General features: G+C 72.8%; 16 protein-coding genes and 1 tRNA gene. 6 read left to right on the top strand and 11 right to left on the bottom strand.

What is annotated here, in order from left to right:
* Positions 1–7 precede the first annotated feature (7 nt).
* Entirely contained in the window at positions 8–1,777 is a 1,770-nt protein-coding gene (locus ACWD11_RS25675) for a LuxR family transcriptional regulator AbsR2 (protein WP_451285761.1), read from the bottom strand.
* 97 nt (positions 1,778–1,874) lie between these two features.
* Here ACWD11_RS25675 and absR1 point away from each other — a divergent pair, with 97 nt between their 5' ends.
* Positions 1,875–2,960 carry a beta-glucuronidase AbsR1 gene (gene absR1 / locus ACWD11_RS25670; protein ID WP_451285759.1) on the top strand — a complete coding sequence of 362 codons (1,086 nt, stop codon included), beginning with the start codon at positions 1,875–1,877 and terminating at the stop codon, positions 2,958–2,960.
* 123 nt (positions 2,961–3,083) lie between these two features.
* Here the strand turns inward: absR1 and ACWD11_RS25665 are convergent, their stop codons facing one another.
* Entirely contained in the window at positions 3,084–3,893 is an 810-nt protein-coding gene (locus ACWD11_RS25665) for a DUF3152 domain-containing protein (protein WP_451285757.1), read from the bottom strand.
* A 139-nt stretch (positions 3,894–4,032) separates the two neighbouring features.
* On the opposite strand from ACWD11_RS25665, the gene ACWD11_RS25660 reads away from it, so the two are divergent.
* The 3 genes from ACWD11_RS25660 to ACWD11_RS25650 are packed head-to-tail and all read left to right on the top strand — an operon-like array spanning position 4,033 to position 6,757.
* Positions 4,033–4,725: a response regulator gene (locus ACWD11_RS25660; RefSeq protein ID WP_389419015.1), complete on the top strand. Its 693-nt coding sequence runs from the start codon at positions 4,033–4,035 to the stop codon at positions 4,723–4,725.
* Positions 4,726–4,736: 11 nt separating this feature from the next.
* Positions 4,737–6,191 carry a sensor histidine kinase gene (locus ACWD11_RS25655; RefSeq protein ID WP_451285755.1) on the top strand — a complete coding sequence of 485 codons (1,455 nt, stop codon included), beginning with the start codon at positions 4,737–4,739 and terminating at the stop codon, positions 6,189–6,191.
* On the top strand, positions 6,188–6,757 hold the full coding sequence (locus ACWD11_RS25650) for a hypothetical protein (RefSeq protein WP_451285753.1): 570 nt from the start codon (positions 6,188–6,190) through the stop codon (positions 6,755–6,757). The genes ACWD11_RS25655 and ACWD11_RS25650 overlap by 4 nt, the downstream gene beginning before the upstream one ends.
* A gap of 69 nt (positions 6,758–6,826) precedes the next feature.
* Here the strand turns inward: ACWD11_RS25650 and ACWD11_RS25645 are convergent.
* The 7 genes from ACWD11_RS25645 to ACWD11_RS25615 form a co-directional block, all read right to left on the bottom strand.
* Positions 6,827–6,900, bottom strand: a tRNA-Pro gene (locus ACWD11_RS25645).
* A gap of 123 nt (positions 6,901–7,023) precedes the next feature.
* Positions 7,024–8,349, bottom strand: a complete 1,326-nt coding sequence (locus ACWD11_RS25640; RefSeq protein WP_389419018.1) for an MFS transporter — start codon at positions 8,347–8,349, stop codon at positions 7,024–7,026.
* Between the two features lie 115 nt (positions 8,350–8,464).
* The gene (locus ACWD11_RS25635; RefSeq protein WP_451285751.1) at positions 8,465–9,415 is read right to left on the bottom strand and encodes a catechol 2,3-dioxygenase; all 951 of its coding nucleotides are present in this window, start codon (positions 9,413–9,415) and stop codon (positions 8,465–8,467) included.
* Entirely contained in the window at positions 9,412–10,470 is a 1,059-nt protein-coding gene (locus tag ACWD11_RS25630) for a 4-oxalomesaconate tautomerase (RefSeq protein WP_451285777.1), read from the bottom strand. Before ACWD11_RS25630 ends, ACWD11_RS25635 begins: the two co-directional genes overlap by 4 nt.
* A gap of 23 nt (positions 10,471–10,493) precedes the next feature.
* Positions 10,494–11,198: a 4-carboxy-4-hydroxy-2-oxoadipate aldolase/oxaloacetate decarboxylase gene (locus ACWD11_RS25625; RefSeq protein WP_451285749.1), complete on the bottom strand. Its 705-nt coding sequence runs from the start codon at positions 11,196–11,198 to the stop codon at positions 10,494–10,496.
* Positions 11,195–11,944, bottom strand: a complete 750-nt coding sequence (locus ACWD11_RS25620) for a PIG-L deacetylase family protein (RefSeq protein ID WP_451285747.1) — start codon at positions 11,942–11,944, stop codon at positions 11,195–11,197. Before ACWD11_RS25620 ends, ACWD11_RS25625 begins: the two co-directional genes overlap by 4 nt.
* A 48-nt stretch (positions 11,945–11,992) precedes the next feature.
* Entirely contained in the window at positions 11,993–12,643 is a 651-nt protein-coding gene (locus tag ACWD11_RS25615) for a GntR family transcriptional regulator (protein WP_389419022.1), read from the bottom strand.
* Positions 12,644–12,857: 214 nt separating this feature from the next.
* Here ACWD11_RS25615 and ACWD11_RS25610 point away from each other — a divergent pair, with 214 nt between their 5' ends.
* Entirely contained in the window at positions 12,858–13,202 is a 345-nt protein-coding gene (locus tag ACWD11_RS25610) for a cupin domain-containing protein (protein ID WP_389419023.1), read from the top strand.
* On the opposite strand, the gene ACWD11_RS25605 is transcribed toward ACWD11_RS25610, so the two are convergent.
* The gene (locus tag ACWD11_RS25605; protein ID WP_451285745.1) at positions 13,192–14,196 is read right to left on the bottom strand and encodes a LacI family DNA-binding transcriptional regulator; all 1,005 of its coding nucleotides are present in this window, start codon (positions 14,194–14,196) and stop codon (positions 13,192–13,194) included. The genes ACWD11_RS25610 and ACWD11_RS25605 overlap by 11 nt on opposite strands.
* A 111-nt stretch (positions 14,197–14,307) precedes the next feature.
* On the opposite strand from ACWD11_RS25605, the gene ACWD11_RS25600 reads away from it, so the two are divergent.
* Positions 14,308–15,468, top strand: coding sequence for a Gfo/Idh/MocA family protein (locus ACWD11_RS25600; RefSeq protein WP_451285743.1), 1,161 nt, complete (start codon positions 14,308–14,310; stop codon positions 15,466–15,468).
* Here the strand turns inward: ACWD11_RS25600 and ACWD11_RS25595 are convergent.
* The gene (locus tag ACWD11_RS25595; protein ID WP_451285741.1) at positions 15,458–16,480 is read right to left on the bottom strand and encodes a LacI family DNA-binding transcriptional regulator; all 1,023 of its coding nucleotides are present in this window, start codon (positions 16,478–16,480) and stop codon (positions 15,458–15,460) included. The genes ACWD11_RS25600 and ACWD11_RS25595 overlap by 11 nt on opposite strands.
* Between the last annotated feature and the right edge of the window lie 59 nt (positions 16,481–16,539).

Here is a 16,539-nt window from a genome sequence, read left to right as displayed (position 1 = left end):
TCACCGCTCACGCCGGTTGTGCCGCCGGCAGGTCCACCAGCCACGGCAGGGCGCCCCGGTCGCTGGCGCCGAGGCGGGCGTAGGCGCTGTAGAGGTGGTTGCCGACCGTGCGGACCGAGAGGGTGAGGCGTTCGGCGATCTGGCGGTTGCTGAGACCCGCGGCCGCCAGCGTCACGATCTGCCGTTGGCGGGCGGTCAGTTCGCCGAGCACCAGGCCGGACAGGGCCGGGGTGCGGGCGCCCTGGCAGCGGCGGGCGAGGGCGACGGCACGGGTGCGGGAGGTGCGGGCCGCGCGGGGGTCGCGATGGGCCCGTACGGCCTGGGCGTGCGCCTCGGCCGCGTACAGCAGCAGCCCGCGCTCCTGGAGCGCCTCGGCGGCCCGGTCCAGGGCGGGCCCGTCGCCGCGGGCGAGCGCGTCGGCGTGCTGCGCGAAGACGCCGTCGAGGCGTCCGGCGGCCCGCTCGGGCGCGCCGAGCCGTACGGCGTCGTACGGCTCCACGGTGGCCAGCGCGGCGTCGAGGTCTCCGCGCGCGACGGCGGGCCAGCCGTCCCCGGCACCGTCGGCCACGGCCGTCACCGCGCCCGACTGCGCGACGGCCAGGGCGAGTTCACCGCGGCAGTCCGGGTCCTGCGGTGCGTCCCGCAAACCCTCCCCGGCCCACGCCTCGGCCTCCTTCAGCCGCCCGCCGATGCGGGCGAACCGGGCGCGCAGGGCCGCGTATCCGGCCGGGACCCGCGCGCCTTCGTCCACCAGCCACTCCCCCACGGGCGCCGACACCGCCCGGACGTCGGCCAGGCGGACACTGCGCGCCAGTACGGCCGCCTCGGCGTCGAGGGCCGCCGCGCACTGGTCCGGGGTGCGGGCCAGGCGCCGTGCCCGGAGCCGGCCGGCCGCGGCCCGCAGCACCGGGCCGTGCAGGGGGTGGGCGAGGCGGACCGCGCCCCGGTCGTCGATGCGGATCAGTCCGCCGGCCTCCAGGCGTTCGAGGGCCCACAGGTCGAACAGGTCCATGTCGGGGGCGAGGGGTTCGCCGAAAGCGAGGCGTTCGAGGGTCTCGCGCTCCTCGGGGTGGGTGCGGTCCAGGACGTGCGCGGCGCGCTCGCGCACGGTCGCCGTCAGCGGCAGCGGGCCCCGCCAGGCCCGGCCGTCCGTGCCCGGGACGCGGGTGAGCAGTCCCCGCTCGCGCACCGCGCCCGACAGGTCGCGCAGCAGCCTCAGATCGCCCTGGCACAGCCGGTGCAGCCGGTTCACGGTGAGGGGTTCGAGGTCGTCGCCGAGCAGTTGGGCCGTCTCCTCCGGCAGCAGCGGGTCCAGGGTGAGACGGGGCAGCAGTTCGCCGGTCCAGAGGCGCGAGACCGCCCCGGGCGCGGGGACGCCGTCGGTGGCCACGACCACGAGCCGGGTGCGGCCCTGCACGGCCAGCTGGTGGACCAGGGCGGCGGACGCGTCGTCGAGGAGGTGCGCGTCGTCCACCACCAACAGGCGTACAGCGGACAGCAGTTGCACGGCCCGGTGCAGGGTGACCGCTTCGGGCAGCAGGTGCGCGAAGGCGGCGAAGGAGATGGTGCGGGCCTCGGGCGTGCCGGCCACCTTGGCGCAGTCGGTGCCACGGGTGGCCTCGGCGGCGAGCCGCGTCTTGCCGCAGCCCGCCGTTCCGGTCACCACGACGCCGTGCCGGCCCGCGGCCAGGGACATGCGGATCAGCTCGACTTCGCTGTCCCGTCCGGTGAACGGCCAGGGCAGCTCCAGGGTCTTCGCATCCCGTTCGAATGTCATCACACCTACAAGAGCACCCCTACTCACCCCTGATACAGGGTGACTTGAGTAGCCCCCGACTCAGGCGCCCGGCCGCCGCCCACGGCAACCTTGGCCCATGACCGCCCGCTACTGCTCACTCGCGCAGCAGTCGGCCCCCGTTCTGGCACCGGGGCTGACCGCCGAGCGGCAGCGTGCGCTCATCGGCGGACGACGGATGTGGGTCAACCACACGGTCCTGCACTACTGCTTCTTCGACGGCGACAGCGCCGCGTCCATGATTCCCGTACCGGGGACCGGGGGGTCCCGGCGGGTGTCGTGGGTCGGCTCGAAGGAGCAGCGGGACGTGGTGCGCGAGTGCTTCCAGGAGTGGCAGGGCCTTGGCATCGGGGTGTCGTTCACCGAGGTCCAGGACCGCTCGGAAGCCGAGTTGCGGATCGGGTTCCAGCTGGGTGACGGTTCGTGGTCGACGGTGGGCAAGGACGCGCTCCAGGTCGGCCGGAACGAACGGACCATGAACTTCGGCTGGGACCTGACCGCGCCTTCGGAACGCGGCACGGCCCTGCACGAGATCGGGCACGCACTCGGCATGCTGCACGAGCATCAGAGCCCGTTCGCCGGCATCCACTGGGACGACGAGACCGTCTTCGCGGACCTGGCGGGCCCGCCGAACTTCTGGAGCCGGGAGACGACGTTCTTCAACATCCTGCGCAAGCTGGACCCGGACGAGGTCAACGGCTCCGTCTGGGACCCGCAGTCGATCATGGAGTACCCCTTCGAGGCGGGGCTCATCCTGGAGCCGGAGCAGTTCCGCGCGGGCCTGAACCCGCCCGGCGCGCTCTCCCCCGCCGACAAGGAGTACGTCCTGCGCTGGTACCCGCCGGCCGGCCCTCCTCGGCCGCCCGCGCTGGTGCCGTTCCGCTCGGCGCCGATCGCTCTCGGCCCGGGCGGACAGGCCGACTTCGCCGTCGAGCCGCCGGAGACGCGTGAGTACACGGTGGCCACGTTCGGCGACAGCGACGCCGTGGTGGTCGTCTTCGAGGAGCGGGACGGGGAACCCCGCTACCTCACCGGCCGGGACGACGGGGGCATGGCCGGGAACGCCACGATCAGGGCCCATCTCGTCAAGGGCCGCCGCTACTTCGTCCGTGTGCGTCTGTACTCCACCTGGGGATCGGGGGAGACCGCGGTGATGTGCTGGTAACGGCACGGGTACAGCCGTACGCGGGCGGACGGACCGCAAGTCCGGCGCCGGGGGAGTGGCCGAGAGACGTGACCTTCGGGGGAGGGAACGCGTCTCTCGGCCGCGGCGCTGTGTGCGCCGCGGTCAGGAGACGGCCGGTCCGGTCAGGTACCGCCCCTCCTCGTCGTACGGCCAGACATTGGGTACACAGCCGTTCAGGCCCTTGATCTGCTGCATCATCGCGGGCGCGGGCTGTCCGGGGCCCGGGCAGCCGACGTGGCCGTGGCCGAGGAAGTGGCCGACCTCGTGGTTGATGATCAGCGCGCGGTAGGCCGTGACGTCCTCGGCGTAGACGGGGGTCGCCAGCAGCCAGCGCTCCAGGTTCACCATCACGTTCCGCTCCACGCTGCAGTTGTACTCGCCGCCGGTGTCCAGCCCGTACTGCCCGCAGATCCGGTCCACCGTGCCCGGGGTCGCGACCTTCACGACGAAGTCGGCCGGACCGCTCGACACCCGCCGGAACGCCGAGCGGCCGTCCGCGGTCCAGCCGCGCGGGTCGGCCAGGACGCGCTCCACCTGCCGGGCCACGTCGGCGGCCGAGAGGTCGACGGTGTCCTCGACCTCGACCCGGTAGCGCAGGGCCGTGCCCTTTCCCGCCGGTGCGCCGGAGCCGGCGGCGGGGGTGAAGGTGCCCGGTCCGGTGGCCGGGATGTCGGGTTCGGGCGGGCCGGCGGAGGTCGAGGACGAGGGCTGTGCGCCCCCTGCCGACGCGGGGGTTCCGGCCGGCCCGGCGTGCGCTCCGCCCCCGTCGTCCGTCGCCGCGAACCCGAAGGCCCCCAGCACGGCCAGTGCGACCAGCCCTGCCCACAACACCCCCCGCCGCCTGCGCGGAGAGGCATGGGACGGGCCGCCCCGCCGACGGCCACGGGGAGAACGAGCGGTACGCGTGGTCATGTCGGCCAGGCTGTGACCGCCATGTGATCGGACCGGGCGCAAACAATAACGAAGCGATAACACGCCCGCCGATTCCGGTTCATATGATCATCCCGTAACAAAGTCCCGGGTCGTCGGCTGCCGTACGGATACTGAGCGCATGCCACGCGTTCTGCTGATCGAAGACGACCGTGCCGTGCGGGAGGGAGTCGCACTCGCCCTGCGCCGCCAGGGGCACGAGGTAGCCGCCGTGGCGACCGGGGAGCACGGTCTGGAGCGGGTGCGGTCGTTCCGGCCGGACGTCGTGGTGCTGGACCTCATGCTGCCCGGCCTGCCGGGTCTCGACGTGTGCCGCGAGATACGCGCCCTCGATCAGACCCTGCCGATCATCATGGCGACCGCGCGGGGCGACGACGAGGACATCGTCGTGGGCCTGGAGGCGGGCGCCGACGACTACGTGGTCAAGCCCGTCCAGGCCCGGGTGCTCCAGGCGCGCATCCGGGCCGTGCTGCGCAGGGCGGGCGGGGCCTCCGGCGAACCCGGCATCCCGAAGATCGACACCTACGGGGAGCTGGCCGTCGACCGGTCCGGTCTCTCGGTCGCCCGCAACGGCGTGCCGATCGCGCTCGCACCGTCCGAACTGCGGCTGCTGCTCACCCTGTCCGCCTCCCCCGGCCAGGTGTTCAGCCGGCAGCAGTTGCTGGAGGCGGTCTGGGAGCACAGCTACCACGGGGACGCGCGCCTGGTGGACGCCTGCGTCAAGCGGCTGCGCGCCAAGATGGGCGAACCGCCGCGCGAGCCGCGCTACATCCAGACCGTGCGCGGCTTCGGCTACCGGTTCGCGGCCCGGTGAGGCGGCCCCGGGTGCCGCAACTGCGCGGTCTGCGGACGCGGTTGGTGGTGGCCTTCGCGCTGGTCGCCGCCGTCACCGCCGCGACCACCGGCGCCCTGACCTTCCGTGAGGCGCGCACCGGGGTGCTCCAGCAGAGCCAGGACACCGTGATCCAGCTGCTGCGCACCCAGGTCGGCCGGCTCGCCGAGGAGCTCTCCTTCCCGCCGGGCGAGCACGAACTGCGGCGGTTCGCGACCGACGTGGCCGGCGCCGACCCCTCCGGAACCTGGCGGGTCCTAGCCGCCTACGGCGACCTGAGCGCCACCTCCGCCCCGGACGACCCCTTCGAGGAACTGACGCCCGCCCTGCGTGACGCCGTGCGCTCCAGGACCGCGACCGTGTTCCAGCGGGTGGCCGGCGGCGACCACACCGCGCTGGTCGTCGGCATGTCGGTCCTGTTCGCCTCGTCCGACGGAGGCACCCACCCTTCCGGCGTGCAGATCTTCCTGACGGTGCCGCAGACCACGGAACGGGCCTATGTCGACGCCCTGGTCACCGCCGCCCAACGGGCCACCGTGCCCGCACTCGCCCTCGCCGTGCTGCTGGCGCTGCTCGCCGCGCGCGGCGTGCTCCGGCCGGTTCGGGCGCTGCGCCACGCCACCCGGCGCATCGCCGAGGGCCGACTGGACACCCGGCTCACGGTCCACGGCTCCGACGAACTGGCCGATTTGTCGCACACGTTCAACGAGACGGCCGCCGCGCTGGAGAAGTCGGTGGCCGAACTGCGCGGCATGGAGGCGCGGGCCCGCCGGTTCGCCGCGGACGTGTCGCACGAACTGCGCACCCCGCTGGCCGCCATGTCGGCGGTGACCGACGTCCTCGACGAGGACGCCGCCCGCCTGGACCCGGACACCGCGACCGCGGTCCGGCTGATCAGCGAGGAGACCGTGAAGCTGGCCCGGCTGGTGGACGACCTGATGGAGATCTCCCGCTTCGACGCGGGCGCGGTGGTGCTGCACCTGGACGAGATCGACCTCGCCGAGTCGCTGCGGCGCACCCTGGCCGCGCGCGCCTGGACCGGCCTCGTCGACTGCGACCTGCCCCCGCCGGGCACCCTGCGCGGCCGGGTCGACCCGCGCCGCCTGGACGTCGTCGTCGCCAACCTGGTCGGCAACGCCCTGCGGCACGGCGCGCGTCCCGTGCGCCTGCGGTTGTCGGGCGGGGCACGGCTCGCCGTCATCGAGGTGCTGGACAGCGGGCCCGGCATCCCCGACAGCGTGCTGCCCCATGTCTTCGAGCGGTTCTACAAGTCGGACGCCGCCCGCACCCGGACCGAGGGCAGCGGTCTGGGCCTCGCGATCACCGCGGAGAACGTCCGCATGCACGGGGGCACGGTCAGCGCGGCGAACCGGCCCGAAGGGGGCGCCGTCTTCACCGTACGACTCCCCCTGCCCGACGACGGGCCGCCCCCGGGAAGCGGCTCATGACGCCCCGTCGGCGATCCGCGCCGCTGTGGCTCGCCGCCCTGTGCGCGCTCACCTCCTGCGGCATCCCCACGACCGGAGTGGTGGAGGCGGGCGGTCCGGCAAGCGGGGTGACGCCGGTGATCCAGGTCTACTACGTCGTCGACGGCACCCTGGTCGCCGTCCCCCGCCGCACCACCGCGCCGGTGGACGTCGCGAAGGCCCTGGAAACGCTGCTCCTGGGCCCGACGGACGGGGAGCGCCGCAAGCGGATCACCACCCGACTGCCGCCCGCGGCGGGCCTGTTCACCGCCACCCCGATCCCCACGAGTCCGGACACCCCGGGCCCCCCGCAGCAAGGGCACCGCCCGTCCGACCTCGTGACGGTGACCGAGCGGGAGGACGGGATCACCGTCCGACTCGCCCCGTCGGCGGGCCGGTTGAGCGATCTCGTCGCGGCCCAGCTCAGCTGTACGGCCACCGCGGCGCAGCGCGTCGCCGACCCGGGGTCACAACCGGTGCCGGTGACCGTCACGGGCTCGGACGGGCGACGGGTCGAGTCGAGCGGCGTGCGGTGCCCGGACGCGTAGACCCGGCCGGACGGCGCGCATGAGAAAAGGGTCCTCGCGAGCCGCTGCCCGCGAAGACCCTTCGCACCGTCGGGACGACAGGATTTGAACCTGCGACCCCTTGACCCCCAGTCAAGTGCGCTACCAAGCTGCGCCACGTCCCGGTGCGTCCCTCTCACGGTGGTGCCGCGAGAACGCGCAGGTAAACCTTACCGTACGCGGGCGGGTGTCTCAGGCGGGAAGGGCGACATGACCGGGATCCCCTGTCAACGTCCGTCCCCCCTTTTTCAGTGCGTGGTGACCAGATTTCGCGGGGCGCCCTCGGCCGGGGTCCCGCGCCCGCCGCGCAGCGCGGCTATGCCGATGAAGACCATGGACGACACTCCGGCGAGGGCGAAGGCGGTGAAGCCCCAGTCGCCGTTGCCCGCGGCGAGCAACTGCCCGCCGAGCCACGGTCCGAAGACGGCGCCGAAGCGGCCCATGCCGGAGGTCCAGCCGACGGCGGTGGCACGGTTGCCGGGGGTGGAGCGGATCGAGACCGTCGCGTAGATCATCGTCTGGGCGCTGTTGAGGAACACACCGGTGAGGAAGACGACCGTCATGGTCACCGCGAGCGGCATGTGGACGCTGAGCAGGAACACCCCGGCCGCGGTGAGCGCGAACCAGATCGCCGAGATGCGCGGGGCGCCGAAGCGGTCGGCGGCGCGTCCGGCGACCAGCATGCCGACGATGCCGCCGAGGTTGAAGACGACGACGAAGGTGAGCGCGGAGCCCAGTTCGTAGCCCTCGGCGCGCATCAGGGTGGGCAGCCAGGTGGCGACGCCGTAGACCAGCAGCAGTCCGCCGAAGGAGGCGAGCCAGTACAGCAGGGTCTGGGTCCACTCGCCGCCGCGGAAGAGGCCCCTCAGGTTGGCCCAGCGGTCACCGGCGGCCGGCTTGCCGGTCTTGGCGGCGGGGAGTTCGACGTCGTAGCGGGCGGCCAGCGCGCGGGCCTCCTCGGTGCGGCCCTTGGCCATCAGGAAGCTCAGCGACTCGGGCAGGAACCTGGCGAGGACGGGGGCGAAGAGCAGCGGGAGCACACAGACCCAGAAGGCGGCGCGCCAGCCGGCCGGCTCGATCAGCCACTTGGCGACGTAGGCGGAGAGGATGCCGCCCGCGTGGTGGGCGGTCATCAGCAGGCCGATGACGATCGCGGCGCGGCCGCGCGGGGCGTAGTCGGAGACCATGCTGATCGCGGTGGGGAGCAGCCCGCCGAGGCCTACACCGGCGAGGGTCCGGCCGAGGCCGAAGACGGCGACGGAGTCGGCGATCGCGCACACGCCCGAGGCCAGCGAGAACAGCACCACGCAGGCGACCATGAGCTTCTTGCGCCCGATCCGGTCCGCGACGGTACCGGCGGTCAGGGCGCCGACCAGCATGCCGAAGGTGGCGTAGGAGCCGAGGTCGCCGGCCTGGCCGGGGGTGAGGCCGAAGGTTCCGGTCTCCAGCAGGTGCGGCAGCACCGAGCCGTAGATGAACATGTCGAGGCCGTCGAAGAGCACGGCCAGCCAGCACAGCCCGATGACCAGGAAGGCCAGTCTGCTGCCGCGGGCGGATGGAGCGAGGGGGGACATCGTTGTTCTTCCTCTCGTGCGGGGTGCGCTAGACGCTAAGGAGCCGTACCGAAAGAGTCAACGTTTTTGTCAACAATCTCATCGACGATTCGGTACGGCTCCCGTGGCGATCGCGCTACGCGACCGGTGGCGTCCCGTGCGTGTGGAAGGACTCGATGGTCTTCAGGCCCCAGGCCTGCCCCTTCTTGCGCTCCTCCTCGGTCCAGGTGATCAGCGGCCAGTCGGGCGCCAGCACCAGCCGGGTGAGCGGATTGCACAGCTCGATCCGGTTGCCGCCCGGCTCGTAGACGTACAGGAAGAACGTCTGCTGGATGGCGTGCTTGTGCGGTCCCGTCTCGATGAACACCCCGCTGTCGATGGCGAGATCGGCGGCCCGCAGGACGTCCTCGCGGGTGTCGGTGGCGAAGGCGATGTGATGCAGCCGCCCGGCGCTGCCGGTCCAGTCCGAGGTGTAGACGACGTCGTACGACTTGTTGGTGTACGTCAGCCAGCGCGCCGCGATCTTCCCGCTGTCGAGGCGGATCTGTTCCGTCGGCCGGGCGCCGAGCACGTTCTGCTGGAACTCGGCGTTGGCGAGGACGTCGGCGGCGAGGAAGTTGACGTGGTCGAGCCGTCGGACCCCCACGCCCCGGTTGGGCTTGGCCTGCGGCTGGTTCTTCAGCGCGGGCCGCAACTCCTCGGGGGCCGCGTAGTGTTCGCTCTCCCAGTACAGGGCGTGCTCATGGCCGTCGGGGTCGGTGGTGACGTAGAGCTTGCCGAGGCCGGGCTCGTCCTCCGCCCAGTGGCCCGAGCCGCCCGACTCCTCGACCGCCCTGATCCGGCGGTGCAGCGCCTCCTCGCTGGAGGTGCGCAGCGCGAGCCGGCCGAGGCCGGGCTGTTCCCGGGCGGTGAGCACCAGGCTGTGGTGCTCGTAGTCGTCGAAGGTCCGCAAGTAGACGCTGTCGCCATGCTGGTGATGGGCCGTCAGGCCGAGATAGTCGGTGAAGAAGGCGACGCTCGCGTCCAGGTCGGGCGTGAACAGCTGGGCGTGGCCGATGTGCGCGATGTCGCCGAGCGGCGGAGTCATCGGGGACCTCCAAGGGGTTGTGCGGCGGCCCTGGCGAAGACGGTGCCGTCGAAGATCTTGCGGGCCGTTCGGACCACGGCGGTGCGGCGGGCGGTGGGCAGGCCGTCGGCATCGGTGCCGAGACTGCTCTCGATGTCCAGGAAACCGGTGGGGTGTTCGAGCCGGATCCGGTCGCTGCCGGGGTCGAGCCGAGCGAGACCGGCGCCCACGCCTCCGTCGATCCGCAGGCCCGCGGCCACGCCGGCCGCGCCCAGCACCCCGATCGAGGTGTGGCAGCGCGCGGGGATGAAGGTGCGGGTGGTGACGGCACCGCCGTGGCGGGGCGGAGCGAGCAGCGTCAGCTTGGGCACGGTCGCCCCGGACACGTCGCCGAGGCCCATGAGGCGGCCGGCCCGCAGCCGGATCCGGCGGAGCCGGTCGGCGAGTTCGGTGTCCTCCTCCAGGTCCCGCGGCGACTCGTAGCCGGTGACCTCGAGCGCGGTGGCCGCCATGAGAACCGTCGGCATGCCGTTGTCCACACAGGTCACCGGCACCCCGTCGATCTCGTCCCGGACGTGTCCGGTGGGCAGCAGGGCGGAGGCGCCCGGCGGGAACTCGATCACCACGGGGGCGGCCGTGCCGGGCACGCCCGAGATCGCGGCGCCGCCCGTGTAGTCGACGCGTCCGTCCGGGCTCGGGAAGGTCGCCGTGGCGTAGTCACCGGAGTTGACCATGCGGATCCGGACCGCGGTCTCCCGCTCGCCCGCCGGGACGAGCCCGCGCTCCACGGCGAACGGGCCGACCCCGGCGAGGATGTTTCCGCAGTTCTGACGGTCGGTCACCTCGGGCCGGTCGACGGCCACTTGGAGGAAGAGGTAGTCGACGTCGGCCCGCGGGTCGGCCGACGGCGACACCACGGCCACCTTGCTGGTGAGCGGGTGAGCCCCGCCGAGTCCGTCGATCTGGCGCGGGTCCGGGCTGCCCATGATCCGCAGCAGCAGCTCGTCCCGGGCGTCCGGTTCGGCGGGCAGGTCACCGGCGAGGAAGTAGGCGCCCTTGGACGTGCCGCCGCGCATCAGCAGACAGGGCACCTCCGCGGTCACGGCCGCTCTCCCTCGTACTGCTCGTACGTCCGGTACTCGACGCCGAGTTCCTTCAGCCTGTCCCGCAGCCCGTAGCGGTCCAGGCCGAGCTGTCCGTCGAGGAAGGCGGCCCGGGTGGCGGTCTCCTTGTCCTCACGGGCCCGGGACTTCCGCACCGTCTCGCGCACGCGCTCCCGGGGGACGACCACGACGCCGTCGTCGTCGGCGAGGATCGCGTCCCCGGGGCGGACGACCTGGCCGTCGATGGCGATCGGCACATTGACCGAGCCGCCCGTCGCCTTGACCGTGCCCTGCGAGGAGACCGCCCGGGACCAGGCGGCGAAGCCCATGTCCCGCAGCTCCTGGGTGTCGCGGACCCCGGTGTTCAGCACCACGCCGCGCACCCCGCGCTGCTGGAGGGCGGTCGCGAACAGCTCGCCGAACAGGCCGTCGGCGCACGGCGAGGTGGTAGTGACGACCAGGATGTCGCCCTCACCGCACTGCTCGACGGCGGCGTGGATCATGAGGTTGTCGCCGGGCCAGCTCAGCACGGTGACCGCGGTGCCGGCGACCCGTACACCCTGCTGCACCGGCCGGATCCCCGGGCCCAGCAGGCCGGTGCGGCCCATGGCCTCGCTCACGGTGGCCACGCCGTACCCGGCCAGCGCGTCGATGTCCTCGAGGGCCGCCTTCGGGGGGCCGGTGACGATGACGCCGCTCATGCCAGCTCCTTCGCGATCTGCGGGTAGGGGCGCATGTACGCCTCGGCCATGGTCTGGTGGGCGAGTCCCAGGTTGGGGCCCGCGTTGCGCCTGAGCTGGACCCCGCGCCGGACGGCGAGGTCGGTGTAGTAGTCCCACAGATGCCGCTGGGCGCCGAGGCACTCCATGGCCTTGCGCTTGGTCTCCCAGACCTCGGTGATGTCGAGCAGCACCTCGGGCTTGAAGCCGCTCATCTCGGGCTGGTGGGGCTCGAAGAAGAAGACCGGCGGGGCGCCGATGATCTCGCCCTCGCCCGGGTAGCCGATGGCCTGGGCGAGCACCCGGGCCTCCAGTGCCATGCGGTTGGCGGCGGGGTGGTCGCCGTTGTACGGGTCCTCGGTGGGGTGGGTCAGCACGACGTCCGGCTGGGTCGCGCGGTAGACCTCGACGAGCCGGTCGGTCAGCTCGGCGGTGGGGATCAGCGGGTAGTCGCCGGCGTCGAAGAAGCGCACCTCGGCGCCCAGGGTGGCGGCGGCCCGCTCGGCCTCGTCCCGCCGTATCGCCTTGATCTCCGCCAGCTTCTTCCCCTCGCGCCACGCCTTGGCGGACTCGCCGCGCTCGCCGAAGGTCAGACAGGCGATGGTGACTTTCTCGCCGCGGGACGCGGCCAGGGCGATGGCACCGCCGGCGCGCCACACGAAGTCACCGGCGTGCGCGGTGACGACGAGTGTCGAGCGTGCTGGGGCGGGCGCGTTGGCCTGAGTCATGGTGGAGAACTCCTTGCTGGACAGGTGGGCGCCCGCCTCGCGCGAGGTTCAGTCGCGCAGCGCCTCGATCACGCTGCTGAGGTGGGCGCGGACGGCCGCCTCGGCCGCCTCGGGGTCCCTGGCCCTGATCGCCTCGATCATCGCCAGATGCTCGCTCAGGGACTGCTGCGGCCGCCCCGGCCTCAGTGCCAGCTGGAAGCGGTGGCGCACCAGTTGGGCGTTGAGCCGCTCCAGCAGCTCCAGCGCGGTCTGCTGGCCGGAGAACTCCCGGATCCTGGTGTGCAGTTCGTGGTTGAGGTCGGAGTAGGTGACCGGTTCACCGGCGGCCACGGCCTTGGTCATCGCCGTGCCCAGCTCGGTGAGTTCGGCCAGCTGCTCGTCGCTCGCCGCGACGGCCGCCTTCGCCGCGCACAGTCCTTCGAGGACCATGCGGCACTCGGTGATGGCGACGGCTTCCTCCACCGTCACCACCCGCACCCGCGAGCCGCGGTTGCGGATCCGCTCCACGAGGCCCTGGGCCTCCAGATCGATGAGCGCGGCGCGGATGCTCGCCCGTGTCACACCGAACTGCTCGGCGAGTTCGTTCTCCACCAGCCGCTGGGCCGGTGCCATCTCGCCGTGCAGGATCGCCTGCCGCAGCCGCGCGAGCGCGTGCTGTTTGGCCTGCTCCCCGGTGCTCGGACGGGCTTCTTTCGGCATGGTGTGCCCTCCCTGAGTGAGTGCCTGTCGAACCTAAATCTAGTCAAACAAGATTGTCAACAATTTTGTCCGATGTATTGCGGGCATGATGCGGGGGCTGGCTCACTCCCCCGGGCGCCGCTCCCTCGGTCGCGACGAAGTGTCCTCCCGCGCGGGTGGATACCGCACACTGTGCCGACGGCGTTGATCCACTGCGGCCGGTTAGGGTCCTGGCATGAGCCACAGTTTCGTCGTCCACATCCCCGACGCCGCACTCGAACCCGAGCCGCTCGCGCACGAGCAGATCGTCTCCGGCACGCCCGAGGTGACCGGGAAGGTGCTCTGGGAGTCCGCGGACGGCCGGCAGATCCGGGGGATCTGGCAGATCACCCCGGGCGTGGTCACCGACACCGAGGCGGACGAACTGTTCGTGGTGATCAGCGGCTCGGCCACCATCGAGGTCGAGGACGGGCCGACGCTGACGGTGGGCCCCGGCGACATGGCGGTGCTGCGCGCGGGCGACCGTACGACCTGGACGGTGCACGAGACGCTGCGCAAGGCGTACGCGATCAATCTGTGAGCGGCGGGGCCGTGGTGCCCCGGATCTCCAGCGCGGGCGCGGCAAGGCGGAGGCGGCCCGGTGCCCCGGGCCGTTCGAAGCGGTCGAGGAGGCAGCGGGCGGCGCGTCGGCCGACGTCGTGGCCGCCGCCGTCCACGGTGGTCAGCCACAGGTGCCGCAGCCGGGAGATGCTCGTGTTGTCGTAGCCGGCCACGGACAGGTCGCGCGGCACGTCGAGGCCGAGTTCCCCGGCCGCCGAGAGCGCGCCGACGCAGGCGATGTCGTTGACGGCGAAGACGGCGGTCGGCCGGTCGGGGCGGCCGAGCAGGCGGACCGTGGCGCGGTAGCCGCCCTCCTCGGTCATGTCGCAGGCTTCGACGCGCGCGCCGTCCGCCAGGCCGTGCGCGCGCATCGTCGCCTCGAAGCTCCGTCTGCGCAGCTCGCCGACCGCCCCGTAGCCCGCGAGGTGCGCGATCCGGCGGTGGCCGAGGCCGATGAGGTGCTCGGTGACCAGGCGGGCGCCTTGCTCGTCGTCACCGGCGACGACGTCGACCCGCGGCGGCACCGCCTCGCGGGCGCCCGCCACGACCACCGGCATCCGCTCGGCGACCGCCTCGAGCCCGGCCGGATCGGGCAGGGTGCCGACCACGACCAGGCCGTCGACGCGCAGGTCGAGGAAGGGGGCGGCGGGGTCCTGGCCGGTGCGGCGGTTGAGCCGGGCGTCGGCGAGCAGCATGTGCAGGCCGTGGTCGTGCAGCAGCGGATTCAGCCCGTCGAGCAGCTCCACGAACCAGGGGTTGCGCAGGTCGTTGAGGAGGACTCCGACGGTCCGGGTGCGCCGCTCGCTGAGGCTGCGGGCGGCGGTGTTGGGCCGGTAACCGAGTTCCCGCACGGCCCGCAGCACGGCCTCCCGCTTCTCGGGGCGCACCTGCTCGGAGCCGCGCAGCACCAGCGAGACCAGGGATTTGGAGACCCCGGCCCGTTCGGCCACGTCGCGGATGGTCGGCGGTCGCATGACATGGACCGTTCCACGGGCAGTCCGCGCTTGTCAAAGGGTTGACACCCGGCGCGGACCGCGCCCAGTGTGGGTGAAAAGGCTTCTGGACCGGTCCAAAAAGGGGCTGTCATGGTGGATGCGTTTGGGGTCGCCGTCGTCGGATTCGGCTGGATGGGGCGGGTGCACACCCAGGCCTACGCCCGCGTGCGCCACCACTACCCGCGGCTGCCCCTGCGTCCGGAGCTGGTCACCGTCGCCGAGGAGGTGCCGGGCCGGGCCGAGGAGGCCGCGGCGCAGTTCGGCTTCACCGCCACGACCCGCCACTGGCGCGAGGTGGCCGCCGACCCGCGGGTGCGGGCGGTCAGCATCACCGCCCCGAACTTCCTGCACCGCGAGATCGGCGTCGCGATGGCGGAGGCGGGCAAGCACATCTGGATCGAGAAGCCGGTCGGCCTGACCGCCGAGGACGCCCGCGCGGTCGCCGCCGCGGTGGCGCGGGCCGGGGTGTGCGGGGCGGTCGGCTTCAACTACCGCAACGCGCCCGCGGTGGAGAAGGCCCGCGACCTGATCGCCGCCGGGGAGATCGGCACGGTCACGCATGTGCGCGTGCGGCTGTTCAGCGACTACGCCGCCCATCCCGAGTCCGCGCTGACCTGGCGCTACGAGCGCGAGCGCGGCGGCAGCGGAGTCCTCGGGGATCTCGCCTCGCACGGCGTGGACCTGGCCCGGTACCTGCTCGGCGAGCTCGCCTCCCTCACCGCCGACACCGCGGTCTTCGTACCGGAGCGGGCCCGCCCGACCGGCGCCACCGCGGGCCACACCCGGGCCCGGGGCGGCGAACTCGGCCCGGTCGAGAACGAGGACTACGTCAACTGCCTGCTCCGCTTCGCCTCCGGCGCCCGCGGGGTCCTGGAGGCCAGCCGGGTCGCGGTCGGCGAGCAGAACACCTACGGCTTCGAGATCCACGGCACCCGGGGCGCGCTGCTGTGGGACTTCCGCCGGATGAACGAGCTCGGCATCAGCCGCGGTACGGCCTACCAGGACCAGCCCGTCAGCACGGTGTACGTCGGCCCGGGCGACGGCGAGTTCGGCGCCTTCCAGCCCGGCGCGGCCAACGCCATGGGCTACGACGACCTGAAGGTGGTGGAGGCCTACCGCTTCCTGCGCTCCATCGCCGAGCGCAGGCCCTACGGCGCCACCCTCACCGACGCCGTACGCAGCGCGGAGGCACTCGGCGCGATGACCCGCTCCGCCGCGACCGGCACCTGGGCCGACCTGTCTACACCGTAGGCATGTTGTACGGCGTCACCACCTGGATCGGGGTCGGCAGCGAGGGTCCCGCGGGCGGCAGGGCGCCGTGGGCCCGCATCACGTGGTGGCAGGCCTCGCGCAGGTCCTGGCGGAGGTCGTGGTGGAGGACGGCGGAGAGCCGGTGCTCACGCAGCAGGCGGGTGTTGTCGTGGTCGAGGTCGTGCGCCACGAACACCGCGCACACGCGGCCGAGTTCCTCGAAGGCCCGCAGGGTGGCGATGTTGCCGCCGCCGATGGAGTACACGGCGCGGATGTCCGGGTCGCGTTCCAGGGCCGCCCGGACCAGGTCGTACTGGGTGGCGTCCAGGCCCTGGCCCTCGGCGATCTCCACCAGCGCGCGCTCGGGATGCCGGGCGCGCATCGCGCTGCGGAACCCCATCTCGCGCTCCTCCTCGTTGCGGAAGAAGCCGCTGGAGAGGCTGGTGAGCACATTGCCGGGCCGGTCCCCGAGCCACTGGCCCATGAGGTACGCGGCGGTCGCCCCGGCGGCCCGGTTGTCGATGCCGACGTAGGCCAGGCGAGGCGTGGCGGGCAGGTCGGTCACCAGCGTCACCACCGGGATCCCGGCCGCCGTCAGCCGGCCCACCGCGGCGGTGACCTCGGGGACGTCCGGCGCCTTGAGGATGACGCCCTGCGAGCCGCGCCGCGCGATCCGGTCGAGCGTCCGGGTCAGTTCGGAGGCCGGCCCCGTCTGACGGAAGTGGAAGCGCGAGCGGACCACCGCCGGGTGCAGGGACGGCAGTTCCGCCTCCAGGGCGGCCCGCACGGCGGTGGAGAACCGCTCCGGGGCCTGCATCACGATGTCCACCATGAAGGTACGGCCGACCAGCCGGACCTGGGTGCGCTGCCGGTCCAGGTCGGCGACGGCCCGGCGGACCTCGTGCGCGGTGCTCTCCCGCACCCCTCCCCTGCCGTTGAGCACCCGGTCCACGGTGGCCTCGCTCAGACCCGCCTGCCGCGCGATCTCCCGGATCGGGAACGGGTGGCCCATACCGAGGCTCCTTGAGGGGTTTTTGATGGCTGTCTGCCGGTTGTTCGACGGCTTTGTCC

This window comes from Streptomyces sp. NPDC002776 (genome assembly GCF_053592195.1).
Note: the sequence above shows the minus strand (reverse complement) of the source record. Positions and strands in the feature narration are given on the sequence as shown.